This window comes from Streptomyces atroolivaceus (genome assembly GCF_000717025.1).
GTDB classification, from domain to species: Bacteria; Actinomycetota; Actinomycetes; order Streptomycetales; family Streptomycetaceae; genus Streptomyces; species Streptomyces atroolivaceus.
The window spans coordinates 248,904-274,908 of the sequence record NZ_JNXG01000018.1; the positions used below are offsets into that span (position 1 = coordinate 248,904).

At 70.7% G+C, this 26,005-nt stretch carries 20 protein-coding genes and 1 pseudogene; 11 read left to right on the top strand and 10 right to left on the bottom strand.

What is annotated here, in order from left to right:
- Nucleotides 1-35: 35 nt before the first annotated feature.
- Nucleotides 36-464, bottom strand: coding sequence for a hypothetical protein (locus OO67_RS29910; protein ID WP_033304876.1), 429 nt, complete (start codon nt 462-464; stop codon nt 36-38).
- A 111-nt stretch (nt 465-575) separates the two neighbouring features.
- Nucleotides 576-1,691: a baeRF3 domain-containing protein gene (locus OO67_RS29915; RefSeq protein WP_033304877.1), complete on the bottom strand. Its 1,116-nt coding sequence runs from the start codon at nt 1,689-1,691 to the stop codon at nt 576-578.
- A 138-nt stretch (nt 1,692-1,829) separates the two neighbouring features.
- Between OO67_RS29915 and OO67_RS29920 the strand changes: the two genes are divergently transcribed.
- The gene (locus OO67_RS29920; protein ID WP_033304878.1) at nt 1,830-2,324 is read left to right on the top strand and encodes a DUF1269 domain-containing protein; all 495 of its coding nucleotides are present in this window, start codon (nt 1,830-1,832) and stop codon (nt 2,322-2,324) included.
- Nucleotides 2,325-2,388: 64 nt separating this feature from the next.
- A complete protein-coding gene (gene glsA, locus OO67_RS29925; protein WP_033304879.1) occupies nt 2,389-3,741 on the top strand; it encodes a glutaminase A in 1,353 nt (450 codons plus the stop codon).
- Nucleotides 3,742-3,746: 5 nt separating this feature from the next.
- Here glsA and OO67_RS29930 read toward each other — a convergent pair whose 3' ends face one another.
- Nucleotides 3,747-4,556, bottom strand: a complete 810-nt coding sequence (locus tag OO67_RS29930) for an endonuclease I family protein (protein WP_033304880.1) — start codon at nt 4,554-4,556, stop codon at nt 3,747-3,749.
- A 212-nt stretch (nt 4,557-4,768) separates the two neighbouring features.
- On the opposite strand from OO67_RS29930, the gene OO67_RS29935 reads away from it, so the two are divergent.
- From OO67_RS29935 to OO67_RS29950, 4 genes and pseudogenes are all read left to right on the top strand, one after another.
- Nucleotides 4,769-4,981, top strand: coding sequence for a hypothetical protein (locus OO67_RS29935; RefSeq protein WP_033304881.1), 213 nt, complete (start codon nt 4,769-4,771; stop codon nt 4,979-4,981).
- Between the two features lie 70 nt (nt 4,982-5,051).
- The gene (locus OO67_RS29940) at nt 5,052-6,209 is read left to right on the top strand and encodes a methyltransferase (RefSeq protein WP_033304882.1); all 1,158 of its coding nucleotides are present in this window, start codon (nt 5,052-5,054) and stop codon (nt 6,207-6,209) included.
- Nucleotides 6,210-6,362: 153 nt separating this feature from the next.
- Nucleotides 6,363-6,740, top strand: a pseudogene (locus tag OO67_RS29945) (oxygenase MpaB family protein); the annotation flags it as partial.
- Between the two features lie 31 nt (nt 6,741-6,771).
- Nucleotides 6,772-9,018 carry a serine/threonine-protein kinase gene (locus tag OO67_RS29950; protein ID WP_033304883.1) on the top strand — a complete coding sequence of 749 codons (2,247 nt, stop codon included), beginning with the start codon at nt 6,772-6,774 and terminating at the stop codon, nt 9,016-9,018.
- 3 nt (nt 9,019-9,021) lie between these two features.
- Here the strand turns inward: OO67_RS29950 and OO67_RS29955 are convergent, their stop codons facing one another.
- On the bottom strand, nt 9,022-9,648 hold the full coding sequence (locus OO67_RS29955; protein WP_033304884.1) for a DinB family protein: 627 nt from the start codon (nt 9,646-9,648) through the stop codon (nt 9,022-9,024).
- 204 nt (nt 9,649-9,852) lie between these two features.
- Between OO67_RS29955 and OO67_RS29960 the strand changes: the two genes are divergently transcribed.
- Nucleotides 9,853-11,427 carry a phytoene desaturase family protein gene (locus OO67_RS29960; RefSeq protein WP_033304885.1) on the top strand — a complete coding sequence of 525 codons (1,575 nt, stop codon included), beginning with the start codon at nt 9,853-9,855 and terminating at the stop codon, nt 11,425-11,427.
- 256 nt (nt 11,428-11,683) lie between these two features.
- On the opposite strand, the gene OO67_RS29965 is transcribed toward OO67_RS29960, so the two are convergent.
- Together OO67_RS29965 and OO67_RS29970 are read right to left on the bottom strand one after the other, a co-directional pair.
- A complete protein-coding gene (locus tag OO67_RS29965; protein ID WP_033304886.1) occupies nt 11,684-13,063 on the bottom strand; it encodes a glycoside hydrolase family 10 protein in 1,380 nt (459 codons plus the stop codon).
- 889 nt (nt 13,064-13,952) lie between these two features.
- Nucleotides 13,953-15,797 carry a serine hydrolase domain-containing protein gene (locus OO67_RS29970; protein WP_033305021.1) on the bottom strand — a complete coding sequence of 615 codons (1,845 nt, stop codon included), beginning with the start codon at nt 15,795-15,797 and terminating at the stop codon, nt 13,953-13,955.
- 309 nt (nt 15,798-16,106) lie between these two features.
- On the opposite strand from OO67_RS29970, the gene OO67_RS29975 reads away from it, so the two are divergent.
- The 3 genes from OO67_RS29975 to OO67_RS29985 all read left to right on the top strand — a co-directional run bounded on the left by OO67_RS29975 (nt 16,107) and on the right by OO67_RS29985 (nt 19,583).
- Entirely contained in the window at nt 16,107-17,651 is a 1,545-nt protein-coding gene (locus tag OO67_RS29975) for a fatty acyl-CoA synthetase (RefSeq protein ID WP_033304887.1), read from the top strand.
- A 586-nt stretch (nt 17,652-18,237) separates the two neighbouring features.
- Entirely contained in the window at nt 18,238-18,738 is a 501-nt protein-coding gene (locus tag OO67_RS29980) for a hypothetical protein (protein ID WP_033304888.1), read from the top strand.
- 92 nt (nt 18,739-18,830) lie between these two features.
- Entirely contained in the window at nt 18,831-19,583 is a 753-nt protein-coding gene (locus OO67_RS29985; RefSeq protein WP_033304889.1) for a class F sortase, read from the top strand.
- 54 nt (nt 19,584-19,637) lie between these two features.
- Here OO67_RS29985 and paaK read toward each other — a convergent pair whose 3' ends face one another.
- Nucleotides 19,638-20,927, bottom strand: a complete 1,290-nt coding sequence (gene paaK, locus OO67_RS29990; RefSeq protein ID WP_033304890.1) for a phenylacetate--CoA ligase PaaK — start codon at nt 20,925-20,927, stop codon at nt 19,638-19,640.
- 592 nt (nt 20,928-21,519) lie between these two features.
- On the opposite strand from paaK, the gene OO67_RS30000 reads away from it, so the two are divergent.
- Nucleotides 21,520-22,632 (top strand): alkene reductase, encoded by a 1,113-nt coding sequence (locus tag OO67_RS30000; RefSeq protein ID WP_033305023.1) that lies wholly within the window; start codon nt 21,520-21,522, stop codon nt 22,630-22,632.
- Between the two features lie 519 nt (nt 22,633-23,151).
- Here OO67_RS30000 and OO67_RS30005 read toward each other — a convergent pair.
- From OO67_RS30005 to OO67_RS38780, 3 genes are all read right to left on the bottom strand, one after another.
- Complete coding sequence (locus OO67_RS30005; RefSeq protein ID WP_033304891.1) at nt 23,152-23,796, bottom strand: dihydrofolate reductase family protein; 645 nt, start codon at nt 23,794-23,796, stop codon at nt 23,152-23,154.
- Between the two features lie 249 nt (nt 23,797-24,045).
- Nucleotides 24,046-25,215 carry a HEAT repeat domain-containing protein gene (locus tag OO67_RS30010; RefSeq protein WP_033305024.1) on the bottom strand — a complete coding sequence of 390 codons (1,170 nt, stop codon included), beginning with the start codon at nt 25,213-25,215 and terminating at the stop codon, nt 24,046-24,048.
- A 310-nt stretch (nt 25,216-25,525) separates the two neighbouring features.
- A complete protein-coding gene (locus OO67_RS38780) occupies nt 25,526-25,924 on the bottom strand; it encodes a hypothetical protein (protein ID WP_157841746.1) in 399 nt (132 codons plus the stop codon).
- Nucleotides 25,925-26,005 lie beyond the last annotated feature (81 nt).

Consider the following 26,005-nt stretch of genomic DNA (forward strand, 5'->3'; position numbering starts at 1 on the left):
CGGAGCAGGCCGGCCGGAGTGCGTGCGGTGAAGGATCAGCCCACGACGGTGCGCAGGACCGGCGAGACGGCACCGCCGCCGGCGATCCGGAGGGCGTTGTCGCCCCGCATGCCCAGCTTGACCCGCAGGCTGTACTCGCCGGAGTCGGCGGTCCTCATCGTGGCGGGCAGGGTCACCCAGCGCTCGCCCTGCTTCTGCTGCAGGGTGACAGGGGTGCCGGAACCGACGTTGCGGGCAGAGCCGTGGATGTTGCGGGCAGAGCCGTGGATACGGAACTCCTCCCAGGCCGCGACGTCGCGCGCGGTCGCGTGCGCGGAGAGGGCCGGCCGAGTGGCCGGGTCCTGCGCGCGCTCCCCGGACGGCGGTGCGGGGACACCGGACGACGCCACGGCCCCGCCCACCGCGCCGGCCAGCACCGCCGCCGTCAACAGGGCTGCTGCCGACGCGCGCCTGAATCGGTCCATGAACGGCTCTCCTTCGTGCGCGACGTGATCCGTGGGATCAAACCGGCGTGATGGACTTCGGAGCGCCGAACCTAGACAATCTTCATATCATTCTCGCGCAGTGACACACCGTCAGAAACGCAGAACCGCAGCGAGCCTCCCGTGGTCCGCGAGGGAGTCGTCGGCGACGAACGCCACCTCGCAGCCGTTGTCCAGCGCCGCCTCGACGAGCTCGTCGACGATGTCTTCACGGACCTGTGGGTCCCCGGCCGGTGTGGCGTCCGCGCCCACCGGCTCCAGGTGTCCCTCCGTGACCCTGACCGTCTGCTCGAAGTGCTCCTCGACGGCGACCAGGCCTGCCCGGCCCTCCCGTACGGCCAGCCACACCTCGTCGAGCCCGCCGGCGAAGGAGCGGCCGCTGTGTGCCTGGTCGAGCCGGTCCTGGATCCGGGCCGCAGCCTGCTTCCGCCAGTCCCGGAGGGCCGGCTCCAGCTCCTTGGCCAGCTCGGGCGCGGTCGTGCCCGCGGTCGTCCCCTTCGCGACCCTGCCGACGGCCGGCTTGGCGCTCTCGCCCACCTCGTCCAGCAACGAGAGTGCGGGTGCGAGGCCGACCAGGAACAGTGGACGCGGGTCCGCGGCCAGGACCCCGCGCAGCTTCTCGTCGACCGCGCGCATGAAGTTGCGCGCGTCCTCGCTGCTGTAGGTGCTCGGGGTGTCGCCGATCCGCTCCTCGCGCTGCGGGTTGGGCTCCTCGTGCGGGGCGGTGGCCGGGAATCCGTCCCTCGGCTCGGGACGCAGGCCGTCGTTCGTACCCGAGAACAGTGTGGCGTGCTCCGCGGACAGGCTCAGGACCCAGAAGAGCTGCGCCCCGGCCTTCGCCGCGACCAGGTTGCGGGTGAGGTAGCTGTCGCTCAGCACCACCCGTTCGGGTGCGGTGCGCGGCAGTTGCCAGATCTGGTACTCGTCGGTGTCGGCGAGGATGACGAGGGACTCCAGGGCGCGGCGCTGGTCCACCTCGGCCACCGCGCGGTCGAGTTGGGCCTTCACCGCGGTCCGGGCCTCGTGGGTGACCCGGGGGTCGGCGTCGAGCCGGTTGCCGGCCTCGGCCACGAGGTTCCGCAGCCGTACGGCGTCCTGGGCGTTGTCCGGTGCCCGGCGGTGGGTCGGCATCGTCAGGGACAGGGCCGGATAGGGCCTGGTCGCGCGAAGTTCCTGCAACAGGCCGGGCGTCAGGGCGTCCGTATCCATCGTTCCCTCCCGGAGGGTTCGGGGTCCGCGGTGCTGGAGCCGCCCCTGAGAGGGGGACGGATCGTTCGACGAGTCAATTCATACCTTTTCATCCTAATATGGGCGAATTATTCCCCTGCTTTCCCGGAGGTACATGAGATGTCCACGCTCACTGTGTGGAAGTTCCGGACGGCCGAGGGCGCGGAGAACGTGGAGACCGCCCTGAAGGCCCTCCAGAAGGAGGGGCTGGTCAAGATCCTGGACGCCGCCGTCGTGACCTGGCCGGCCGAGCGCTCCAAGCCGAAGACCAAGCAACTGATCAACCTGGTCGGCGCGGGTGCGCTCAGCGGCACCTTCTGGGGAATGCTCTTCGGCCTCATCTTCCTGATGCCGCTGCTGGGCGCTGCGATCGGGGCCGCGGCCGGGGCGCTGGGCGGAAGGCTCGCGGACGTGGGCATCGACGACGACTTCATCGCCGAGGTCAAGCAGAAGGTGACGCCCGGGACATCGGCGCTCTTCCTGCTCACCCTCGACGAGGTGCCCAGCCGCATCGGCGAGTCGCTGCCCGGCGGCGGCGCCGAGCTGCTCCACAGCAACCTCGACCCGGAGCGTGAGGCCAAGCTCCGCGAGATCTTCGGCGACGAAGCGGAATGACGGGGGAGGGGTCGCACTCCGCGGGCGGGACGGGCGCTTCCGTGCGGCATTCCGGCGGTGCCCGGTGAGTGCCGCGGAGGCCGTCACGGACGCTCTGCGCGATCTGCACGGGCGCTTCGCCGGTGTACGCGAAGGCCGGCGGGCCGACTACATCCCGGAGCTGACCCGCTCCGACCCCGACGACTTCGGTCTCGCCCTCGTCAGCATGGACGGACACTCCTACAGCGCGGGCGCGGCGGACACCCCCTTCAGTCTGCAGTCGGTCTCCAAACCCTTCGTCTACGCCCTGGCGCTGGCCTCGCTCGGCCTGGAGGAGGTGAGCCGCTGGGTGGGTGCCGAACCCAGCGGTGAGGCCTTCAACGCCATCAGCCTGGAGGCCGGGACCGGGCGGCCCGCCAACGCGATGGTCAACGCCGGAGCCATCGTCACCACCGCCCTGGTCCCCGACAGCCGCGAGGCTCCCGCGTTCCACCGCATCCTGACCTGCCTGAGCCGGTTCGCCGGACGGAAACTGGATGTCGACGAGGACGTGTACGCCTCCGAGTCCGCGACCGGGGACCGAAACCGGGCGCTCGCCTACCTGATCCGCAGTGCGAGGGCCCTTCCCGTGGATCCGGTGGCCGCGGTGGACACCTACTTCCGGCAGTGCGCGGTGCGGGCCACCGCCGTCGATCTCGCCGTGATGGCCGCCACCCTGGCGCACGGAGGGGTCAATCCGGTCACCGGGGAGAGGGTCGTCCCACCTGAGGTCGCGGCGCAGGTTCTCGCGGTCATGGCGACCTGCGGGATGTACGACGCTTCCGGCGACTGGCTGCTGAGGGTCGGACTGCCGGCCAAGAGCGGTGTGTCGGGCGGCCTGATCGCCGCCGGGCCGGCCCGCTTCGGCCTGGCCGCCTACAGCCCGCTGCTGGACGCGGCAGGCACCTCGGTACGCGGTTACGCCGCGCTCGGCGCACTCTCGGAGCGTCTCGGGCTCCACCTCATGAAGAACCCGGCGCTGCCCGGCTCGACCGTCACGCTGGTCACCACCGCCGATGTGCTGCCCTCGGCGCCGTCCGGGCGGCGGGAGCGTGCGCTGCGAGGGCGTGTGGGGGTCGTCGCCGCCCAGGGCGCCCTCGACTTCACCGCGGCCGAGCGGGTGCTGTACGCCCTGGACGAGTCGGGCCCGGAGCGGGCGGGTTCAGTGGTTCTCGATCTGCGCGAGGTGACCGGCGCCGACTCGGTCGCCCTCGAGTTGCTGCACGCCGGTCTGTCCCGGCTCGCCCGGGAAGGCCGGCGCGCAGCCGTCGTCGATCCGGGCGACCGGCTGGGCCCGCCGGATCTGGTCCGGGAGCGCACCGGCCAGGACCTGCCGCGCTTCGGCTCCCGCGAGGAGGCCGCCGAGCACTGCGCGCAGGCCTTGGCCGCGCCGGGCTGAGCCCTCTACCAGATGGCTTCGACCCACTCGGGGTGGTCTATGAACGGGTTCCGGTTGTGCTGGTAGCGGTCGAATATGACCTCGTTGCGGTTCTGCTCGAAGCTGTCCGGCGGGTCTTCCTGGTTCCACTGCTTGAGGACGGAGAGGCGCCCGATGTACGGGGCGGACCCGTTGCTCACGCGGTCGTTCGGCTCCAGGTCGGCGAAGGCGTCGTTCCCTTCGTACCGCACCGCCATGTAGAGGATCATCCGGGCGACGTCACCCTTGACCGCGTCACGCGGTTCGAAGGAGTCGCTGTCGGTGTAGTTGCCGGGGGCTCCCGAAACGGTGCCGCCACCGTTGTCGAAGTCCTTGTTGCCGCGGGTGGAGTTGACCTGGACGTCCTCCGGACGCAGGTGGTGGATGTCGGTACCCGGGCCGGTGGAGGTGCCGAAGTCACCATGGGACTTGGCCCAGACGTGCTCCCGGTTCCAGTCGCCGGTATTGCCCCCGTTCTCCGTCTTGGACTGGGAGCGGCCGGTGTACAGGAGGATCACGTTGGAGGAGTTGGCCGGGTCCTCGTCGGTCGCCTTGAGCGCGTCCCAGACCTGGCTGTAGGAGAGCGTGGTCTGGTCGCTGATGATCGTGTGCAGCGAGCTCTTGAGCGCTGCACCCGTCTTGCCCAGGGCGCCCTGGTAGTAGGTGTCGTCGACGGCGGCGGCCGGGGGTGTCGTGGGGGTGGCGGCGGGCGCGGTGGTCGCGACGCCGGTGAGAACGGCGATCGAGGCGGCTGTCGCGAATAGTGGACGCGCGTAGAAGCGGCGACGACTGGACATGGGGGGTGTCCTCTCCGGGGTGGCGGAACGGTGTCGTGAGGGCCGTGCGTTGTCTGCTCGGTCGAGAGGCTTCCACACGCACGGTGCCGGTCGTGTGAACGTTGCGTATTCATCATGTGCAAGTCAAGTGACAGCTCGGGCCTGGCCTACGGGGCATCGGATGCGCGGATGCCGCCCCGGCGCGAGAATTGCCGCAAGGACGAGGAGGCGGTATGAGCGAAGAGTCCGAATCCGTATCCGTATCCGTGCCGGAAGTCCGGGGAGTGACTCCGGACCGTCTGCTGCACACCGGCGGCAACGATCAGCCCACCGCGGAGGATCTGGTGCTCGCCTCCGGGCGGGACCTGACCCCCGAGAGCCTGAAGTGGGCAGAGCGCCGGCTTTCCGAGGAGGGCCGTTCGGCCATGGACAAGCGGCTCCCGTAGGACCTGCGGGACACCCCTGGGCGGGGAGCGTGTGGGGCGCTCCCCGCCACTCGGTTAGCCTGAACGGAATATGAACCGTTTGACGACGTCGCAGGGCGAATTCGACCTCGCCCGCTTTCCCGAGAACCCGCGTGATCCGTTCCGTGCGTGGGACGCCGCCGACGAGTACCTGCTGCGGCGGCTGGAGGGAGCGGAAGGGAGCGAGCCGGTCCCTCCGGCCGGCACCGTGGCCGTGGTCGGCGACCGCTGGGGTGCCCTCGCCACCGTGCTGGCCGCGCACGGCCCTGTCCAGATCACCGATTCGTATCTCGCCCGACGGGCCACCGAGGCCAACCTGGCGCGCAACGGTGCAGCCCCGGATTCCGTGCGCATGCTGTCGGTACGCGACACCCCGCCGGAGCGTGTGGACCTGCTGCTCGTGCGGGTGCCCAAGAGCCTCGCGCTCCTGGAGGACCAACTGCACCGACTGGCGCCCGCCGTCCACGCCGGGACCGTCGTCATCGGAACCGGCATGGTGAAGGAGATCCACACCTCCACGCTCAAGCTCTTCGAACGGATCATCGGGCCCACCCGGACGTCCCTCGCTGTGAAGAAGGCGCGGCTCATCTTCTGCACCCCGGATCCGGCCCTGCCCAGGGCCCCCAGCCCCTGGCCGCTCCGCTACGAGCTACCCGACGACGTCGGTGCGGTCTCCGGCCGGACCGTCACCAATCACGCCGGGATCTTCTGCGCGGAACGCCTGGACATCGGCACCCGCTTCTTCCTGAAGCACCTCCCGGAGCGGACGGGGCCCGACCGCGTCGTCGACCTCGGCTGCGGGAACGGCGTCGTGGGTACGGCGGCGGCACTCGCCAACCCCGCCGCCGCCGTCACCTTCATCGACGAGTCGTACCAGGCCGTGGCTTCCGCCGAAGCGACCTTCCACGAGAACGCCGGGCCGGACGCCGAGGCCGACTTCCTGGTCGGCGACGGGATGGCGGACGTACCCCGGGAGGGCGTGGACCTCGTCCTCTGCAACCCGCCGTTCCACTCGCACCAGGCGGTCACCGACGCCACGGCGCGGAACATGTTCCACGGCGCACGAGCCGCGCTGCGCCAGGGTGGGGAGCTGTGGGTCGTCGGCAACCGGCACCTCGGCTACCACACCCAGCTGCGCCGGATCTTCGGCAACTGCGTCACCGTCGCCGGTGACCCGAAGTTCGTGGTCCTGCGGGCCGTCAAGCGCTGATCCGTCTCAGGGGAGGTCGTCCCGGCCGGCCCGGGACGGCACCTCGGGCACCTGCGCGTCCCGGCCGTGCGTGGGGCCGGGTGCCGGGGCGAAACGCTCTGCCCGGAGCCGGAGCGCTGCGCGCGCCTCCTCGCGCGTCCCCTCGAACAGGCGCGGCCCCTGCTCGCCGTCGGCGCCGAGGCGTCGGACGTCGACGACTTCCTGCGCAGCCCGCCGGTCCCCGCCCTGCTCAAGCCGGCCCGTGCCCTGATCTGGCGGCGCGTGGCCGCACTCGCCTACGACTCCCTGCCGGCATACGCCCATGAGCTGTACGGCAGAGCCGCACCGCCCCCGGCATCGGTCGACCGCCGTCTGCGCACCATGGGAACCACCCTGCGCTGCATCCCCGCCCGCCTCCGCTGGCGCCTGCCGCCCGGGCATATCGTGAAGGCGATGGCACGGCTCGGCCCCGGCAGCCGACCCGCCCCGTACAAACTCCGCGGTCAGGCAGCCATACTGGACGGGCCGGGGAGGGCGCAGCAGGAGCAGTGAGCAGCCGAGCAGACGGGGGCGACAACAGGCGATGGCGGACACCAGGCTGATCCAGAGCCGGTACCGGCTGCTCGATCTGATCGGGCGCGGAGGCATGGGCGAGGTGTGGCGTGCGCGCGACGAGTCGCTGGGCCGGCAGGTGGCCGTCAAATGTCTGAAACCGATGGGGCCGCAGCACGATCAGGCCTTCACCCGCATACTGCGCGAGCGCTTCCGCCGAGAAGCACGGGTGGCTGCGGCGCTCCAGCACCGAGGCGTGACCGTCGTCCACGACTTCGGTGAGTCGGACGGCGTCCTGTACCTCGTCATGGAACTCCTGGAGGGGCGCAACCTCAGCCAGCTCCTGGAGGACAACAAGCAGCACCCGCTCCCGGTGGCCGACGTCGTCGACATCGCGGAACAGGTCGCCGACGCCCTCGGCTACACCCACAAGCAGGGCATCGTCCACCGTGACCTGAAGCCCGCGAACATCATGCGTCTCGACGACGGTGCCGTGAAGATCTGCGACTTCGGCATCGCCAGGCTCGGCCACGACATCGGATTCACCTCCCGCCTCACCGGCACCGGCATCGCCATGGGCACCCCGCACTACATGTCGCCCGAGCAGATCAGCGGCGGGGAGGTCGACCACCGCAGCGATCTCTACTCCCTGGGCTGTGTCCTGTACGAGATCGCCACGGGTGTACCGCCTTTCGACATGGACGACGCGTGGGCCGTGCTCGTCGGACACCGCGACACCGTCCCCGAGCCGCCGCGCACCCACCGGGCCGAACTCCCGAGCTTCTTCGACGAGGTCGTCCTGGACCTGCTGGCCAAGACGCCGGGCGAGCGCCCGGCCGACGCGGGCGACCTGCGGCAGCGCATCTCACTCGGGCGCACCGGCGAGCAGCCCGAGGCCGGAGGGCTCCGGCTCGCCCCGCCCGTGCCGGTCCGGCACCCCGGTGGCAGGGCAGCGCGGCTCCCTTCCTGGACCCGCAACATGACCACCGGTCACAAGGCGACCGGTGCGGCGTATCCAGGGACGGCCGCCATCGACCACGCGGCGCTGCTGACCGGCGCGTGGACCACCGGGACCGGTCAGGTCCTCACCGGCGGTTTCCCGTCCGCGGGGCCGGCCCGCCCGACTCCGTCCGCCGAACTGCTCGCCACCCTGGCGGGCCGGCACAGCGCCGGGCTCAACCTGGGGCGCCTGGGCCACTGGGAGGAGGCGGGCGACGTGCACCGCGCGGTAGCGGCCGATCGCGCACTCGCGCTCGGCCCCGACCACCCCGACACCCTCGCCAGCAGGTACGAGGTCGGATTCACCCTCAGCCGCACCGGACGCGCGGCCGACGCGCTGCGCGAGTTCGGCCAGGTCGCGGAGGGCCGCGAACGCGCCCTGGGCCCCGACCACCCCGAGACCCTCGCGGCCCGGCAGGAGACGGCGTACGTGCTCGGCCAGCTCGGCCGGCACTTCGAAGCCCACCAGGTCTACGCAGCGGTCCTCGCCTCCCGGGAGCGCTCCATGGGTCCGGACCACCCCGACACCCTGCGATGCCGCCACAACCTCGCGTTCAACCTCAGCAGGCTGGGCCGCCTGGAGGACTCGTACCGCATGGCCCGTGAGGTGGCCGACGCCCGCGGCCGCCTGCTCGGCGAGACGCATCCGGACACCCTGGTCACGCTGTACGAAGTGGCGTACACACTCGGCCGGCTGGACCGCTGGAACGAGGCCCTCATGACCTACCGCGAAGTGGCGCAGGCCCGCGCCGCCGTGCTCGGCGCGGACCACCCCGACACGCTCTCGGCGCGCTACGAGGTGGGAATCAGCCTCGGCCGTCTGGGTCGCAGCGCCGAGGCCCTCGAGCTCTACAGCGCCCTGGTCGAGGACCGCACACGGGTCGGCGGCCGCGCCGACCCCGAGACGCTGCGCGCCAGGCACGGCCTCGGCGTCAACCTGGGGCGGATGGCGCGCTGGGAGGAGGCGCTCGCCGAAGCGCGCGAGGTCTGCGCGCTCCGGGAACAGACCTTGGGGCCCGACCACCCCGACACCCTCGTCAGCCGCCGGGAGGTGGCCGTCGGGCTGGGCTGGCTCGGCCGTTGGGCCGATGCACTCACCGACTACCGTACGGTCGCCGAGATCCGCGAACGGGTCCTGGGCGCCGACCATCCCGACACCCTCGCGAGCCGCAACGACGAGGCGCACTGCCTGGAACAGCTCGGCCGCGGCACGGAGGCGGTGGACCTCTACCGGCGGGTCGCAGACCTGCGCCGTCAGCGTGCGATGCCACCGCACTGACCGTCAGGCGCCGTGACCCCGTGCGCGGTAGAGGTCGCGCAGCAGCGCGATCTCCGCACCGTGGTGGAGCAACTCCTGGTTGACCCACCAGACGACGTCGACGAAGGGATCCTCCGGGTCGCTGCCGTACGGATAGGAGCTGTACCCGACCGTGTCGAGCGCGGTGTCGTCGGCGCCGAGCAGCGCCGCACGCCACGCGGCCGCCGAGGCCTCGAAGTCCGCGAGCGCCCCCGCCGCGTCCCCTGCCACGCGATGGTCGGCGCGGGTCAGGCTGTGGTTCCCCGCCGTGTGGTCGGCGCGCAGCGCCAACAGCTCGCTGAGATGGCTCAGACGCCACGCGAGAGTGGTGAAGGGGGGCGGCGAAGGGTGCGGGAACGGCGCCGTGTCACGTCCCCAGTCACCCGCGCCCGTCAGGAGGGTCGCGCCGGGCCCCGGCCCCGCGCTGTGGAGGCGGACCGACCAGCTGTCCGGCACCGGCTCCCACCGGTACTCCTCGTCGGTCAACGAGGGGACCGCCACCTCCGTGCCGTTGCCACTGTCCACGAAGGGGCCCGTGAGCCGGTCGGTGAGCCGCTCGCGTGCCTGGTCGAACTGTTTCAGCAACGGGACCAAGCGGGCCGGTGTGTTCATGGATCCTCCTGTGACAGGCGCGTGAGGACGCGTTTCCGGTGACGTGCGTGTGAGGACGCCTTCCGGGTCCGCACCTTGCCACAGCGCCGCCGGACGACCCACCGCTTTCCGCGTCCGCGTCCGGCGGGCAAACGCGTCCGCGTCCGCGCCCGTCCGCCGGGCCGCCCCCTGTCCAGAGGCGATCATCCCGTGTTACGAAGGGGCATGCCCGCAGACGAGACGTCCTCACCCGGCGCACCCACGCATGCCGCCTACGACGCGGTGATCGTCGGCGGCGGTCACAACGGCCTGGTCGCCGCCGCCTACCTCGCCCGCGCGGGACAGTCCGTACTCGTCCTGGAACGGCTCGGCGGCACCGGGGGAGCGGCCGTGTCGACCCGGCCGTTCCACGGGATCGACGCCCGGCTCTCCCGTTACTCCTACCTCGTCTCGCTCCTCCCGCAGAAGATCGTCCGGGAACTCGGCATCGACTTCGCCGTGCGCAAGCGCACTGTCTCCTCGTACACCCCGGCGCTGCGCGGCGGCCGGCCCACCGGACTGCTCGTCGGCGGTGACGGCACCAGGGACTCCTTCGCCGCACTCACAGGCGACGGCCGGGAGTACGAGGCCTGGGAGCGTTTCTACCGGATGACGGGCCGCGTTGCCGAGCGGGTGTTCCCGACGCTCACCGAACCCCTGCCGGCCCGTGAGGAGCTGCGAGCTCGCGTGGCGGACGCGCACGCCTGGAGCATGCTCTTCGAGGAGCCGATCGGCGTCGCCGTCGAAGAGACCTTCGCGGATGACCTCGTACGCGGAGTCGTGCTCACCGACGCGCTCATCGGCACCTTCGCCGATGCCCACGACCCTTCCCTGCTCCAGAACCGCTGCTTCCTCTATCACGTGATCGGTAACTCCACGGGGGACTGGGACGTCCCGGTCGGCGGTATGGGGGCGCTCACCGACGCCCTGGCCGACGCGGCCCGGGCCGCGGGCGCCGAGATCCGCGTGCTGCACGAGGCGACCCGCATCGAGACCGACGGCACCCGTGCCGAGGTCACGGTCCGCTCACCCGGCGGGGAGCACACCGTCGGCGCACGCCGGGTCCTGGTCAACGCGTCGCCGCAGGCGCTGGCCGCGCTGCTCGGCCAGGAGCCTCCCGCACCGGCCGAGGGCGCCCAGCTGAAGGTGAACATGCTGCTCACCCGGCTGCCGAGGCTGCGTGACCGTTCCGTCGACCCGCACCAGGCGTTCGCCGGAACCTTCCACATCGCCGAGGGTTACGAGCAACTGGCCACCGCCTACCGTGAGGCGGCGGCGGGCCACCTGCCCGGCGCCCCGCCCTCCGAGATCTACTGCCATTCCCTGACCGATCCGTCGATCCTCGGCCCCGGCCTCGCGGCCCGCGGTTACCAGACGCTCACCCTGTTCGGCCTGCACACCCCCGCCCGGCTCTTCACGGCGGACAACGAGGCGGCACGCACAGCCCTGCTCGATGCCACCCTGGCCGAACTCGACGCCCATCTCGATGAGCCGGTCGCCGACTGCCTGGCCCTCGACGCCGAGGGCCGACCGTGCATCGAGGCGAAGACCCCCCTCGACCTCGAGCGGGACCTGATGCTTCCAGGCGGCCACATCTTCCACAGAGACCTCTCCTTCCCGTACGCCACCGAGGAGACGGGCCGCTGGGGAGTGGAGACCGCACATGCCAACGTCCTGCTGTGCGGGGCGGGCGCCGTGCGCGGCGGCGGGGTCAGCGGGGTGCCCGGCCACAACGCCGCCATGGCGGCGTTGGGCCGGTGACGCACCTCGAGCACCCCCGTGAGAGCCTCGCGCATGCCTCGCCGGCCGAGTGACACCGTCGTGGCGACCGGTCTCCCGGCGACGGGGACACTCCGCCCCGCCCGGTCGGAGCACCGGGCGGGGCGGAGTGCTTCGGAGGGGCGGGCCGCCGGTCGCGTCCCGTTCCGCCCGGCCGGGCGGACGAAGAGGCGTGCGGGCCCCGTCGCGCTCCGTGCCGGCCGGGAGCCTTCCTGGTGACGGGGACGGTACGGCTCGTTCAGGAGGCCGTGCAGGCGCCGACGGCGGGTGCCGACGTACCGCCGTTCGTCGTGACGGTGAACCCGAAGGTCGTCGAGGAACCGGCCGCCAGTGATCCGTTCCAGGTGGGCCTGACCGTCATCACGTCGCCTGACGTGGAGGGCGTACCGTTCCAGACGGCAGAGACCTTCTGAGGTGACGGGACGGTCACCGGAACCGTCCAGTTGGTGATCGCCGAACCGCCGGCCTTGACGGTCACCTGGCCGTTGTACCCGCCGTTCCACGTCGACGTCTGGGTGTACGTCGCCGTGCAGGCCCCGGTGCCGCCGCCGTCCCCACCGCCTCCGCTCGACCCGCCGAGTGCCGCGAGCACCGCGTCGTAGGCGGGCTTCTTGTTGTAGTCACCGTCGAAGAGCAGCGGCGTGCCACTGCTGCGCCACGAGTACTTGTCCGTGACACCCCAGACGGTGATGCCGGTGCACCGTGTGACGGCCAGACAGGCGTTCACCACCTTCGTGTAGTTCGCGGCCTGGGCCGACCCGGATCCCTCGATGTCCAGTTCGGTGATCTGCACATCGACACCGAGATCGGCGAAGCGCTGCAGATTGGCCTGGAAATCGGAGGGAACCGGCGAGTTGCTGTTGAAGTGCGACTGGAAGCCCACACAGTCGATCGGGACTCCGCGCTGTTTGAAGTCCTTGACCATGTCGTACACGGCGTTGCTCTTCGCGTTCCGACCGTCGGTGTTGTAGTCGTTGTAGCAGAGCTTGGCGTCGGCATCGACCGTCCGCGCGGTGCGGAACGCCTCCTCGATGAAGCCGTTGCCGAGCTTGTCCTGGAACGGCGAACTGCGCCGCGCGCCACTGCTCCCGTCCTGGTACGCCTCGTTCACCACGTCCCACGAGTGGATCTCGCCCTTGTAGTGGGTCATCACCTGGGTGATGTGGTTGTTCATCGCCGAGCGGAGATCGGTGGCGCCCAGGCCGCCCACCCAGCCGGGAAGCTGCGAGTGCCACACGAGGGTGTGGCCCCTGACCTTCATCCCCTTGCTCTGAGCGTGACCGACGATCCGGTCGGCTGCCGCGAAGCTGAACGAGTCGCGCGTGCTCTCGAGGGCGTCCCATTTCATCTCGTTCTCGGGCGTGACCGAGTCGAACTGGGCGTTCAACGTGGACGCGTACGCCGCTTCGCCGAGGTGATTGGCAGCCACCGCCGTACCGAAGTAGCGGCCCTTCGCGGCCGCCGCGTCGCCGAGAGCGCCGACGGCCTGGGCGTTGCCGGCGAGTGCGACGACGCCGGCAGCGGCGAGGACACCCGCCGTGAGGAGCGACAGTGCCCGTCTCGCGCGCGCCGACGGGTGGGTGCGGGCGGGGATGCTGCCCGGGGGGATCTGGGCCATCACGTTTCCAGCCTCTTCTTCCGGTTGCCGGGCGGGCCGAACTGGGTGCCCGGACAGGGGATTCGGACCGTTCGAGGTGCTGTGCAGCCGTTGACGGACGCTCCAGAAGGGCGTACCGGCCGACGGGAGGGCGAGCCGCGCTACAAGGGGAGCGAGGGAGAGTATGCGCTTCACGAGAAGTCACGTCAACGTATTGTTTCCGAAACATTTCCGAGCGAACTCCCGCTCGTTTGATGGCAGTTGGCCTTTCATTCTGCGGGGGTACCCGCTCTGTACGAGGTCCTGCTGTTCCGCACTGCGTGGCGACTGCCGTGACCGGGTTGGGTATCGCGAGGGTTGTTGTCGGCGAGGAGCGAAACTTTCGACATGGATCAGGGTGGGCGCGACCTCACCTGCACAACGGGTGTCGCGGCCCCTTCGCCGCCGGTGAGGTGTTCGTTGGCGTCGTCGGGTACGCGGAGCAGAGCCCCGGCCCGGACGCGAGGTCGTCAACGAGCGGCACGAGCCGCTCGGGGGCCCGAAGTGCACGCTCGGAGCCGACACGGCCGGGCGTGAGGACCGCGGCCCGGGTGGCCGGCCGTGAGACCGCGGCCCGGGTATGCAGGGACGCATGGGCCGGCAGTCCACGGCCGTACGCCTCGCGGTCCCGCCTTCACAGGGCCCGGGAGGGCTGACCCGCGATGCCTTGACCACCGCAGCTATGAGACCGGCCCGCGTACGCCGAGCGGGCTGTCGGCGCGTCAGGGAGCTGATCTGCCTCGGGAGGCGTGGGCGGAGGGGCCGCACTCGTCGATGAGCTGCCGGAACCCGTCATCGCTCATGCCGGGCCCGGCGGTCGGGGCAGGGACGCCCACCCCGCCGGGGGCCGGTCGGTCAGTGGGCCGGCCGCTCAGTCGGAGGAAACGGCCCATCCCGTCGCCTCGATGCGTTCGGCGTCGCCGCGCCGGTTCCCGTCGAAAAGCGTACGGCTGCCGTCCTCGACCCGGATCTCGTCCACGTAGGCGCCGCGTCCGACGTACAGCTGGTCGGTCACATATCGCCAGCGGAGCCGCACGTCGGTGCCCCGCCAGGCTTTCAGGTCCGCCTCCAGACGGTGCCAGACGCGCCCCGACCAGCCGGAGACCGAGCCGTCCGGGTGGGGCCGGGAGTCCGCGGTGTGATCTCCCCGCACCGGGGCGGTGGTGAAGGGCACGGGCTGCCACGTCATCCCGGTGTCCGAAGACGCTTCCAGGCGGAGGACGTCCGAAGCCGGTTCGGTGTCCCACCAGAGGGCGCAGCTGAGCGACGCGCGGGAGGACACCGGGCGGAGCGCGGGGAGCGTGAGCGTCGTGGTGGACGCGCTCGCCATGCCGGAGTACCAGGCGGCGCGTCCCCGGGCCGGGCGGACGGGTACCGCGCGCGCCATCCGGTTGGCCGCCGCGACCCGCGGGGCGCTGCCCGAACGCCACGTGCGTACCGGGTGGACGGAGTTTCCCAGAACGATCAGGAAGGAGTCCGTCGTCGGATCGAGGACCAGACTCGTACCCGTGAAACCCGTGTGTCCCGCAGTGCGCGGAGTGGCCATCGCTCCCATGTACCAGTGCTGGTAGAGCTCGAAGCCCAGGCCGTGCTCATCGCCGGGGAAGGCGGTGTTGAAGTCGGTGAACAGCAACGCCACGGACTCCTCGGAAAGGATCCGGGACGCCCCGTAGGTCCCTCCGTTGAGCAGCGTGCGGGCCAGCACGGCCAGATCCCAGGCGCACGAGAAGACTCCCGCGTGGCCGGCCACCCCGCCCAGGCTGTACGCGTTCTCGTCGTGCACCTCGCCCCAGACCAGCCCGCGATCCAGCCCGGACCAGGGCAGCCGGGCGTCCTCGGTGGCGGCGATCTTCGGCTTCCAGGAGGCGGGCGGGTTGTACCGGGTGCGGTGCATCCCGAGCGGAGCGGTGATCTCCTCACGGAGCAGGACGTCCTGAGGACGGCCGGTGATCTTCTCCAGGATCAGCTGGAGCGAGATCAGATTGAGGTCGGAGTAGAGGTACTTCGTGCCGGGAGCCGAGGCCGGGATCTCGTCCCAGAGCAGCCGCAGCTTCCCCTCGCGGGTCGGCTCCTTGTAGAGCGGGATCCAGGCCCGGAAGCCCGATGTGTGGGTGAGTAACTGGCGGATCGTGATGTCCTGTTTCCCCCCGCCGGCGAAGTCGGGGAGATAGGAGGCGGCAGGCGCCTCGAGTTCCAGTGCGCCTCGCTCGATCTGCTGCACGGCGAGGATCGAGGTGAACAGTTTGGACACCGAGGCCAGGTCGAAGACGGTGTCCTCCGCCATGGCGATCTGCTGCTCCGCGGGGAACTCCACCCCGGTGTCGGTCTTCTCGTCATAGGCCGCGTAGCGCACCGCCTTGCCGATCGGCCGGTGCAGGGCCACGGTGCCGCCGCGCCCGGCCAGCAGCACGGCGCCCGCGTACCAGGGGTGTGCGGGCGAGGCGGCGAGGTACGCCTCCGCATCGGACACGAGGCGGTCCAGCGGCTCGTCCAGCAACCCGGCGCGTGCGGGGCTACCCCGGCGCAGCGTGGGTCTGCCCGCCCCCGGTCCCATAGCCGTCCCGTCACCCGCTCCCGTGTCCCGCCCGGCGCCGGCCGCCGTTCCCGCCGCTCCCACGAGGGGGATCGGTGCGAGGGCGAGCGCTCCACCAAGCGCCAGTATCCCGCCGCCCATCCTCCGACGGCTCATTCCCCGGTCCGACACGTCCCCGGCCATCCGGAACCCCTTCCCCTTCATGTCGAAAGCACCAGCGCGAAAGTAACTTTCGAATTCTCGTCCGATGATGAAACTTCCTGCCGAGGCAGATTACTGGCACTGCCGCCGCCCGTGGGGTCCCTCGCGGAACAAAGAAACTGATGCCATGTCAGGCGGTGGTGCCCCCGGACCGCATGCGGCGTTCATCAGCCGTGGCCGTACGGCGTCGGTCCGCCTCGACGGGTCCGGTCGCAGCTACGGGGACAAGGCGCCCCGACACAGGCACTCATGGCCCTTGACCCCCGGCGACGCGCCACCCAGGATCACGCCATGACAGGTGTACGCAGCAGCACAGTAGACGGCGTCGTGACGCGCAGCGCACGGCGTACCCCCGGGCGCACCGCCGTACGCTACGCAGAAAGGTCCTGGACCTACGCCGCCCTGGACGAGGCGGTCAGCACGGCGGCCGCCGTGCTGACCGCCGCACACGGACTGCGCCCCGGCGACCGGGTGGCTTCCTACGCCCACAATTCCGATGTGTACCTGATCGCCTACCTGGCCTGCGCCCGGGCGGGGCTGGTTCATGTGCCGGTCAATCAGAACCTCACCGGCGAGGACCTGGAGTACATCCTCCGCCAGTCCGGCAGCACACTCGTCCTCACCGACCCCGGCCTCGCCCCGCACGTCCCGGCCGGCCACACGACACGGCCGCTGCGCGATGCGCCGGACTCCCTCCTCGGTGAGCTCGACACCCCCCGCCCCTTCACCCCCGCACACGAGCCCGGCGCGGACGACCTGATCCAACTGCTCTACACCTCCGGCACGACTGCCCAGCCCAAGGGCGCGATGATGACGCACGGTGCACTGGTCCACGAGTACGTCAGCGCCGTCACCGCTCTCGACCTGTGCGCAGGCGACCGCCCCGTACACTCGCTGCCCCTCTACCACTCCGCACAGATGCATGTGTTCCTGCTGCCCTATCTGGCGGTGGGCGCCGAGAACACCATCCTCGACGCCCCGGATGCCGGCCGGATCTTCGATCTGGTGGAAGCGGGCCTGGCGGACAGCCTCTTCGCGCCGCCGACCGTCTGGATCGGACTCGCCAACCATCCGGAGTTCGTCACCAGGGAACTCGGAGCCCTGCGCAAGGCGTACTACGGAGCATCGATCATGCCCGTGCCCGTCCTGGAGCGTCTGCGGGAGAGGATGCCTGACCTGGCGTTCTACAACTGCTTCGGCCAGAGCGAGATCGGCCCCCTCGCCACCGTCCTCGGTCCCGAGGAGCACGAAGGGCGGATGGACTCGTGCGGAAGGCCCGTGCTCTTCGTCGACGCGAAGGTGGTCGACGAGCACGGCAAGGAGGTGCCCGACGGTACGGCGGGCGAAGTGGTCTACCGTTCCCCTCAGCTGTGCCAGGGCTACTGGGACAAGCCGGAGGAAAGCGCGGAGGCCTTCCGTGGCGGGTGGTTCCACTCCGGCGACCTCGCCGTACGCGACTCCGAGGGCTATTTCACGGTCGTCGACCGAGTGAAGGACGTCATCAACTCGGGAGGCGTTCTCGTCGCGTCCCGGCAGGTGGAGGACGCCCTCTACACCCATCCCGCCGTGGCGGAGGCAGCTGTGGTGGGACTGCCGGACGCGCGCTGGATCGAAGCCGTCACCGCGGTCGTGGTGCTCCGGAGCGCGGCATCGGAGTCCGAGCTCATCGAGCACGCCCGCGGAGAACTCGCCCACTTCAAGGCCCCGAAAAGGGTCATTGTCGTCAGTGAACTCCCACGCAATGCCAGTGGCAAGATCCTCAAGAGGGAGCTGCGGGACCGGTTTTCGGAATCCGGCACCGCAACTGCTCGGCCGCCTGCCGCACCGAGGCCTTGAACGGAGGCCGGGCCCCGCAGCGCCTGCGCCGGTCCGCCCGGCTCCGCACCCCGGTCGTCGCGCCCCCTTCCGCTCGCGCCCCCTTCCGCTCGCGAGCCCGGTCTCCGGTCAGATTCCGGCGAGGTTCCGTCCGTCGGCGCCGTGTCCGACCTGCTGCAGCGGAGGCGACCGCCGGCCACGCAGAGCCCTCCCGGCTGATGCTGAGTTCTGCCGTCCTCGGACGGCGGAACGGTTCCCCCGGGGCGCGGAACGGTTTCCCGGGCGCGCGGACCGGCTTTCCCGGGGCGCGCGGCGCGCCCGCGTGCGGCAACGCCGAGAGTGGCACGGCACGTCTGGTCACGCGAGAGCGGCCGGTGGACCGCTTAGCCCGTTCGCCGACCTCTGTGCGATCCCTCCCCAGTTCGCGCCCCGCATCGACTGACCTGCGTAAACGGTCCTCCGGTGGCCGCATCACAGGCCTGTGCGGGTGACGTGTGGAGCAGCGCCTCGTGTTGCGCGGCTGACGGCCTGTCGGTTGCCTCGGGATCGGAGCACAGCAGAGGTGCCGCGCACACCGGCCGGACCCTGCTCCCGATGGAGGATCCACATGCGTAACACGCGTATCTGCGCTGGTATCTGTCTGGCCGTTGGTTCTCTCGCACTCGCGGCCCCGGTGGCGGGTGCGGCGGCCGACCCCGCCGGCGAACAGACCATGCGCATCAGCCCGGCGAAGGCCTCGCCGGGCTCGCAGGTCACCGTCAGCACCAGAGCCTGCGGCAAGGAAACCTACGGCAAGGGCACGTCGGAGGCCGCAGGGGCCTTCCACCTCTTCGAAGGCGACCGGGAGGGCGTGCTCGTCGGCGTGTTCGTCATCCCCACGGGCACGCAGCCGGGGACGGACACGGTCACCGTGAAGTGCCCGCCACGAATCAAGATCACGGACACGTACCGGATCGCTCACCGCGTCCCCAAGGGCGGGATCGACGCCGGCGTGGGGGCGCCCTCCGGCCAGGGCACACAGCTCGCTGCGGGCGGTGTGCTGCTCGCCGCTGCGGTGGCCGGGGGAGTGGTCAGGATGCGCCGCCGAACCGCCGCGGCCCGTTCCTGACCGTACGGCTCACGTCCGCGGGCCTGGAAGTCCTGCCGGCCAGGCTCCGCGGGCGCCCCCACCCCACCCGCTGCGATCCAGAGGCTCACGTGATGGAGACCGGGCGCACGACAAGCACGCCACCCCCGTCGTTCCCGAAGGCCAAGCACCTCGTCTGGGCCGCGGTGGCGGGTGCGGCACTGATGATCGGCGGAATGAGTGACGACCGGCCGCCACGGCCACCGGTCACCGGCAGTGCGGCAGCCACCCCCGCGCTGCCCGCCGCCACGGCCGCGGCGGGCGCCACCGTCGACCCCGCGGGGCCCCCGCCGGCACCCGCCTACCTGGCACCGGAACCGCTCACACCCGGTCGCAGCGGCCCCGTCCCGCGCCCTGCCGTGCAGCCGCTGCCGCCCTCGACGCCGCTGCGGCTGCGGATCCCGGCCATCGAGGTGGACGCGCCGATGATGAAGCTCGCCCTGAACGCGGCGGGGGCCCTGGAACCTCCGCCCGACAACGATCCCGTGCCGGCCGGCTGGTACGCCGGCGGAACAGTGCCCGGCTCCGTGGGTACCGCCGTCACCACCGGGCATGTCGACACCCGCGTCGGGCCCGGCGTGTTCCAGAAGCTGGGGTCGGTACGGAAGGGCGCCACCGTCGAGGTCCTCCGTGCAGACCGGCGCACCGCCGTGTTCACGGTGTACGCCGTCGAGGTCTACGCCAAGAAGAACTTCCCGGACGAGAAGGTCTACGGTGGCTCCGCCCGGCCGGAACTGCGGGTGATCACCTGCGGGGGCGACTACGACAGGAGGTCGGGCTACCAGGACAACGTCGTGGTCTTCGCCACCATGACGGCCTCGCGTTGATCGCCTCGGCCGATACGGCGCTCCTAAGTTGCCACAGCGTCCTGGGAGACTCCGTCAGTCGGCCTTCCTCAGGTCGACGATCCGCTTGATCTTGCCGACCGACCGCTCCAGTGTCTCCGGATCGACGATCTCGACCCCGATGCTCACGCCGACCCCGTCCTTCACTGCCGAGGCGATCGACTGCGCGGCCGCCTCACGCTCGGTCGTGGTCGCACCTGCCCGTGCCTCCGCCCGCACGGTCAGCGCGTCCAGCCGCCCCTGCCGGGTCAGCCGCAGCTGGAAGTGCGGCGCAACCCCCGGGGTCCGCAGCACGATCTCCTCGATCTGCGTGGGAAAGAGGTTCACGCCGCGCAGGATCACCATGTCGTCACTGCGCCCGGTGACCTTCTCCATACGCCGGAAGGCACGTGCCGTGCCCGGGAGCAGCCGCGTCAGGTCCCGGGTCCGGTAGCGGATCACCGGCATGGCCTCTTTGGTGAGAGAGGTGAAGACCAGCTCGCCCTCCTCCCCTTCCGGGAGGACCTCCCCGGTGAACGGGTCGACGACCTCGGGGTAGAAGTGGTCCTCCCAGATATGCAGCCCGTCCTTGGTCTCGACGCACTCCTGGGCCACACCTGGGCCCATCACCTCCGACAGCCCGTATATGTCGACGGCGTCGATCGCGAACCGCTCCTCGATCTCGGTCCGCATCCGTTCGGTCCACGGCTCGGCTCCGAAGATGCCGGCCTTCAGTGAGGTGGAACGGGGGTCGACACCCTGGCGCTCGAACTCGTCCAGCAGGGTCAGCATGTACGACGGTGTGATCATGATGATCTCGGGCCGGAAGTCCTGGATCAGCTGGACCTGGCGTGCCGTCATGCCCCCGGACGCCGGAATGACGGTGCAGCCGAGGCGTTCCGCTCCGTAGTGTGCGCCGAGCCCTCCGGTGAACAGCCCGTATCCGTAAGCCACATGGACCTTGTGGCCAGGGCGCCCGCCCGCCGCCCTGATCGACCGGGCGACCACGTCCGCCCAGGTGTCCAGGTCACGCTCGGTGTATCCGACCACCGTGGGCCGGCCGGTCGTACCGCTCGACGCGTGGATCCGCCGCACCCGGTCCTCGGGGACGGCGAACATCCCGAACGGGTAGTTGTCGCGCAGGTCACCCTTGACGGTGAACGGAAAACGGGAGAGATCGGCGAGCGTACGGCAGTCCTCGGGGCGCAGCCCCGCCCTGTCGAAGGCCGCACGGTAGAAAGCGACGTTCTCGTAAGCGTGCCGGAGCGAGGTCCTCAGTCGCTCCAACTGCAGGACTTCGAGCTCCTCGCGGCCGAGCCTCTCGCCGGCGTCAAGCACCGCGCTCATACGGATCATTCCCTTCGCCGACCGGCGACCGACCATTCGGTCGCCTCCTGGGAGCAGTAATTCAGGGGGCGGGGGGTTCTGGCAAGAGGGGTGGTGGTGCCTGTGGACAACTCCAGGTCAGAAGCCCAGCTCGGTGAGTCCGGGGGGTCGTGGTCCGGGTGCCGTCAGAGTGTGCGCCGGTGTGCCCTGGTGAACCGCCCGGCGGTCTCCAAAGTGTGGCCAGTTACGCAGGGCGCCCGCCGGTCATCTCCTGGGTCATCGCGGTCGGCGCCGCCCGGGTCACGCCGGGGGCGTCTGCCGGACCTCCCCTACGGTTCTGCGGCGGCGGCGATGACGCTGTCGAGGAGGGAGCGGGAGCGCTGCAGGACGTTGATCATGCGATCGATTCGGGCTCGCTCCACCGTCAGCTCGTCCACCAGGAATGTATCCGCCGTCTCGGCGGGGCCGCTGCTGTCGGCCGGGCGAACCCCGGGCGGGCATCGGGAGCACGGCGAGACGACGGTTGCCCGGGTCCAGCGGATCGATTCGCATGATGCACATCACAACATTGCCGCTTGATCCTTACATCGGTGTCAAGTTCTACGGTAACGGCATGACCTTCGAAGCAACCACCTTCCCCCTCCTGGTCCCCGCCCGCCTCGGGGCTCACGCGCTTGCGAACCGCCTGGTCATGGCCCCCATGACCCGCAACCGCGCCGAGGCCGACGGTACTGCCACCCCGCTGATGGCCGAGTACTACGCCCAGCGTGCCTCGGCCGGACTGATCATCGCCGAAGCATCGACCCCGAACGCGGTCGGCCAGACCTACCCGAACATCACCGCTTTGCACACGGACGCCCACACCGCCGGGTGGCGCCAGGTCACCAAAGCCGTACAGGCGGCCGGCGGCGGCCCGATGTTCCTGCAGATCCAGCACGGCGGGCGCGTCGGACACCCCGACAACAGCGGCCTCACCCCGATCGCACCCTCGCCGATCCCGCTGCCCGAGACAATCCACACCCCCACCGGACGCCAGGCGGCCGTCACCCCGCGTGAAATGACCGCCGAGGACATCCGGAACACGGTCCGCGATTTCGCGGCAGCGGCCCGCCGCGCCGTCGACGCCGGTTTCGCCGGAGTCGAGGTCCACAGCGCCAACGGCTACCTGCTCCACCAGTTCCTCGCCCCCAACACCAACCACCGCATCGACGCCTACGGCGGCAGTATCGAGAACCGCATCCGCTTCACCACCGAGGTCATCGACGCCGTCATCGCCGAGATCGGCGCCCACCGCACCGGCCTGCGTATTTCGCCCGGCAACACCGTCAACGGCATCACCGACACCGACGCGAACCTTCTCTACCCCGCACTCCTCGAGGCCAACGGCGACAAAGACCTCGCCTACCTCCACCTCGCCTTCGCCACCCCCGCCCAGGCCCTCTTCAACCGCCTGCGCGACATCTGGCCCGGCACCCTCATCGCCAACCCGGTCCTGCCCGCCGACCAGATCCCCGCCGACGGCGGCAAGGACGCCGCCGAACGCCTCATGGCCGCCGGCGCCGACCTCATCGCCCTCGGTCGACCCTTCCTCGCCAACCCCGACCTCGTCCAACGACTGCGCACCGGCGCGCCCGTCAATCCCGTCCGGGCCAAGTACGCCATGTACACCGGCGGCCCCACCGGCTACACCGACTACCCAGTCCTCGCCGCCCACAACTGCCCCTGAACGGCGCATTCCAGGGGTCGTCCCGGCTCGCGGGCAGCCTGCGGCTCACCTGTTGATCGTTTTCGAGTGCGGTTCGAGTCATCTCATGCGGATGATGCTGCAGGCGAGTTGCAGCCGGCCTGGGCGGAGACCGACGCGTGCCTCATAGCGGCTACGGGGGGCGCAGGAACTGGGGGAGTCAGTGGGAACCGCCATGACGTCACCCAGCTCATGTCCCTGCTGGACGCGATCCACGCATTGCGGGCGTGCGGTAGGGCGCGCCCCCGCCCCGCCAGCACCGTCTGCTTGAGACGAGTGGCCGTGTCGTCGCGGGGCACTGGGCGGCACATCAGTCAAGCCACGACCGCGGCAGGAGCGCTCAAGCCACACCCAGGCCCCTGGGTATCCTGATCGTACGAAGGACCGGAACCCCGAGCTTGAACGGGTCCGTTCCGCTGCGGAACGGGCACGGGGATGCCGGCCACCCCAGATACCCACCCGGCCCTGGGCCGGAGAGGCCGCAGCACGGTGAGGGCGGCCTCAATCGTGGTCCCCGGCACCTCGGTCGGGCGCGCTCATGTCCCCCGTGGCGGGAGTGCCGTCGGCGAGCCCGTAGCGCAGGTAGACGGTGCCCTTCGGGCTGGCTACCGGAGGTGTGAGGAGCGTGACGTTGGTGGGCACCGCGCCATCGTCGAACACCTTCTTCCCGACGCCGAGCACGATCGGATGCAGCCAGAGGTCGAGACGGTCGAAGAGCTTCTCCCGCAGAAGGCTCTGGACGAGGTTCAGGCTCCCGACGACCTTCACGTGCTCGTGCCGGTCACGGATCCCGCGCACCGAGTCGGCGAGATCCGGGCCGAGCTGCTCGGACCCGGCCCACGAGAGATCTGGCCTGCCGCGAGAGGCCACGTACTTCGGGACGCTGTTGAAGAGTGTGGCGATCTCGTTGTCCTCACCGCCCTCCTGGTCCGGCCAGTAGGCGGCGAAGATGTCGTACGTCCGCCGGCCAAGCAGGAGGGCGTCCGTGCCCTCGTAAGCGGTACCGACCTGCGCCCCGGTGACCTCGTCCAACAGGGGCGCCTGCCAGCCGCCGAACGGGAACCCCACCGGGTCCTCGTCGGGTCCGCCGGGCGCCTGCCCGACAAGGTCGAGGGTCGCGAACAGCTCGATGTGGATAAGGCCCATGGCTCACTCCCGATGAGTCGGTTGTCCCCCTCAAGAGATAGACCAGTGGATGCCCGCAGGCTCATCGCCACGAGGGGCCCCGGGTTCACCCAGTCGAGCGGAATGACCATGAGGTCCTCGCCGGGGAACGATAAGAGGACGCAACCGCCTCGTTGCCGACATGTAGGCCCAGCCAGGCCGGTGCCGCTGACCGGCCCGCCGGGTGAAGCGCGGGCAGGCCGCGAAGCCGGCCACTCGAAGGCAGCCACGTCACAGCAACGCCTCGATGCCTTCCCGGTCCTCGGGCAGCCCGGCCGCGCGGAACCACAATCCGTTCCCGGCGATGCCGCCCGTCACCTCGTCGGTGTCCACGAAGGCCCGCAACAGGTCGCGTTGGGCTGGGGTCAGTGGGTGGGCCGGGTCATAGCCACCGTGGAAGGCCTTGAGCAGGATTGGCCCGCGTTCGTGGTCGGTGACCGACATGCCGCCGGCGGCCACGATGGCGACGGCCACCGGCGCCACCTCTTCGAACGATTCGGCCAGGGCGAGCGCGGACCGCAGCACGGTGAACCGGAACCACCCGTCGAGCCCGGGCAGCGGCTCGAGGAACCATCCGTCCGTCGTTCGCGGGTCCCGCAGCGCGTCGAGGAGGACGGCAAGAGCGCGTGGCCGATCACTACGGGCGGGACCGAGCGCGGCGCAGACCCGCACGGCCGGGTCGGAGTCGGCAAGCAGGTCGGAGGTGTCCATCCCCCACATGCCGAGCGCCCGCGCCACACCCGCTCGTTCCCGTCGCCCCGCCCCTGCGCCAAGGCGGGCCCGCAGCAGTGCGGCGGCCCGCGGTACCCGGTCGGCGAGCCCTGGGGCGGAGAGGAGCGGCACTGCGGCGCCGCGCGCGGCCTCACGGACGTGGGGATCGGGAGAGGAGAGGAACGGCTCGACGGCGTTGTAGAGGGCTGGGCGAACCTCCCGGCACGCGTGCAGTGCGGCGAGCTCTTCCGGGTCCTGCTCGCGTCGCGTCTCGTCGTGCCAGGGCGCCCACTGCCAGTCGGTTCGGTCGCGCACCAGATCCTCCCCGTAGGCGGCCGACTCGGCAACCTGCCCCAGCCAGACGAGCAGGGCGGCCCGCAAGCTGCGCGGCGGCCCACCGTCCCACGGAAAGTGCCCCTCGTGCTCGGCGAGACCCATGGGGTGGTCGAGGATCGCGGCGACGAACAGCGCCACGGGCGCGGTGACGGTGTACAGCGAGCCCTGGTGCAACACGCCCATGTCCAACGCGGCCAACGCCTCGGACCGGACCTCGGCATCTTCGTCCACGAGGGAGCACAGGGAGACCGGTATGTCCTCGGCGGAGCCGTAGGCGTGCTGGAGAGACTCCCAGTCCGTCCCCGACAGCAGTTCTCGGGCTGCCGCCGGCAACCCGCTCAAGATCCGCCTCATGCGGGCACTCTCGCCATCCGTCATGCCCGCACCCTGCCAGCAGCCACTGACAACGCCCCCTTCCGGGAAGAGGGACGAACGGCGAACACCCCGGCTCAGCCCACGCGAACGCCACCCTGCCGGCCATGCGGAGTGCTCAGGACGACAACTCCAGAACTCATCGAACAGAATCAGTGCTCAGTCACAGCAAGTGGGACTGAGCGCCGTAGTCGGTCAGCTGAGCGTCAGAGCGGCCGGCCCACCGTGTCCTTCTGACCGGGCGAACACCGGTCACCTACAGCTGTCTTGGCGATGCTTGCCGCTGGGACCGTCAAACAGAGCTTGCAGCCGGGCCGTGGTCGTCGTGGCGGGCTTTGTTCTCGCCGTAGAGGCCGTGCGCGGCGAACGCCCGCACCAGCCAGGGGCGGCGCAGGAACATCTCGCACAGGTCAGTGGCCACGCTGGTGGCCGTAGTGCGCCAGTCGGGCTCGGGATGGTGCCGACGAGCCGCAGTCGACACCCCGGCAAGGAAGCCGGCCGCTTCCTCGGCCATCAGACAGTTCTCGTCGCCGCCCGTGCCGGAGTTGAGGAAGCCGTGACCCGGTCCCGGATACCACGAGTAGACCCCTCTGCCTGCCGGCCTCCACTCGTCCCCACCGACCGGGCCGTCTGCGAGCAGTGGAGCGGGCCAGTACGGCGCCCACTTCGAGCGCGGCGGCTGCAGACTCAAGTGGCTGTGTTTCCGGGGTGATTGGGGGCAACCGTAGAGTGGGCCGGCCCACTCGGGGCCGGGTCTCAGGGCGATAGCTCG

Bases quoted from the DNA above. Each gene is read 5' to 3' on its own strand.
- OO67_RS29910 (WP_033304876.1), bottom strand. From the start codon at position 464: ATGGACCGATTCAGGCGCGCGTCGGCAGCAGCCCTGTTGACGGCGGCG.
- OO67_RS29915 (WP_033304877.1), bottom strand. From the start codon at position 1,691: ATGGATACGGACGCCCTGACGCCCGGCCTGTTGCAGGAACTTCGCGCG.
- OO67_RS29920 (WP_033304878.1), top strand. From the start codon at position 1,830: ATGTCCACGCTCACTGTGTGGAAGTTCCGGACGGCCGAGGGCGCGGAG.
- OO67_RS29930 (WP_033304880.1), bottom strand. From the start codon at position 4,556: ATGTCCAGTCGTCGCCGCTTCTACGCGCGTCCACTATTCGCGACAGCC.
- OO67_RS29935 (WP_033304881.1), top strand. From the start codon at position 4,769: ATGAGCGAAGAGTCCGAATCCGTATCCGTATCCGTGCCGGAAGTCCGG.
- OO67_RS29940 (WP_033304882.1), top strand. From the start codon at position 5,052: ATGAACCGTTTGACGACGTCGCAGGGCGAATTCGACCTCGCCCGCTTT.
- OO67_RS29950 (WP_033304883.1), top strand. From the start codon at position 6,772: ATGGCGGACACCAGGCTGATCCAGAGCCGGTACCGGCTGCTCGATCTG.
- OO67_RS29955 (WP_033304884.1), bottom strand. From the start codon at position 9,648: ATGAACACACCGGCCCGCTTGGTCCCGTTGCTGAAACAGTTCGACCAG.
- OO67_RS29960 (WP_033304885.1), top strand. From the start codon at position 9,853: ATGCCCGCAGACGAGACGTCCTCACCCGGCGCACCCACGCATGCCGCC.
- OO67_RS29965 (WP_033304886.1), bottom strand. From the start codon at position 13,063: ATGGCCCAGATCCCCCCGGGCAGCATCCCCGCCCGCACCCACCCGTCG.
- OO67_RS29970 (WP_033305021.1), bottom strand. From the start codon at position 15,797: ATGGCCGGGGACGTGTCGGACCGGGGAATGAGCCGTCGGAGGATGGGC.
- OO67_RS29975 (WP_033304887.1), top strand. From the start codon at position 16,107: ATGACAGGTGTACGCAGCAGCACAGTAGACGGCGTCGTGACGCGCAGC.
- OO67_RS29980 (WP_033304888.1), top strand. From the start codon at position 18,238: ATGCGTAACACGCGTATCTGCGCTGGTATCTGTCTGGCCGTTGGTTCT.
- OO67_RS29985 (WP_033304889.1), top strand. From the start codon at position 18,831: ATGGAGACCGGGCGCACGACAAGCACGCCACCCCCGTCGTTCCCGAAG.
- paaK (WP_033304890.1), bottom strand. From the start codon at position 20,927: ATGAGCGCGGTGCTTGACGCCGGCGAGAGGCTCGGCCGCGAGGAGCTC.
- OO67_RS30000 (WP_033305023.1), top strand. From the start codon at position 21,520: ATGACCTTCGAAGCAACCACCTTCCCCCTCCTGGTCCCCGCCCGCCTC.
- OO67_RS30005 (WP_033304891.1), bottom strand. From the start codon at position 23,796: ATGGGCCTTATCCACATCGAGCTGTTCGCGACCCTCGACCTTGTCGGG.
- OO67_RS30010 (WP_033305024.1), bottom strand. From the start codon at position 25,215: ATGAGGCGGATCTTGAGCGGGTTGCCGGCGGCAGCCCGAGAACTGCTG.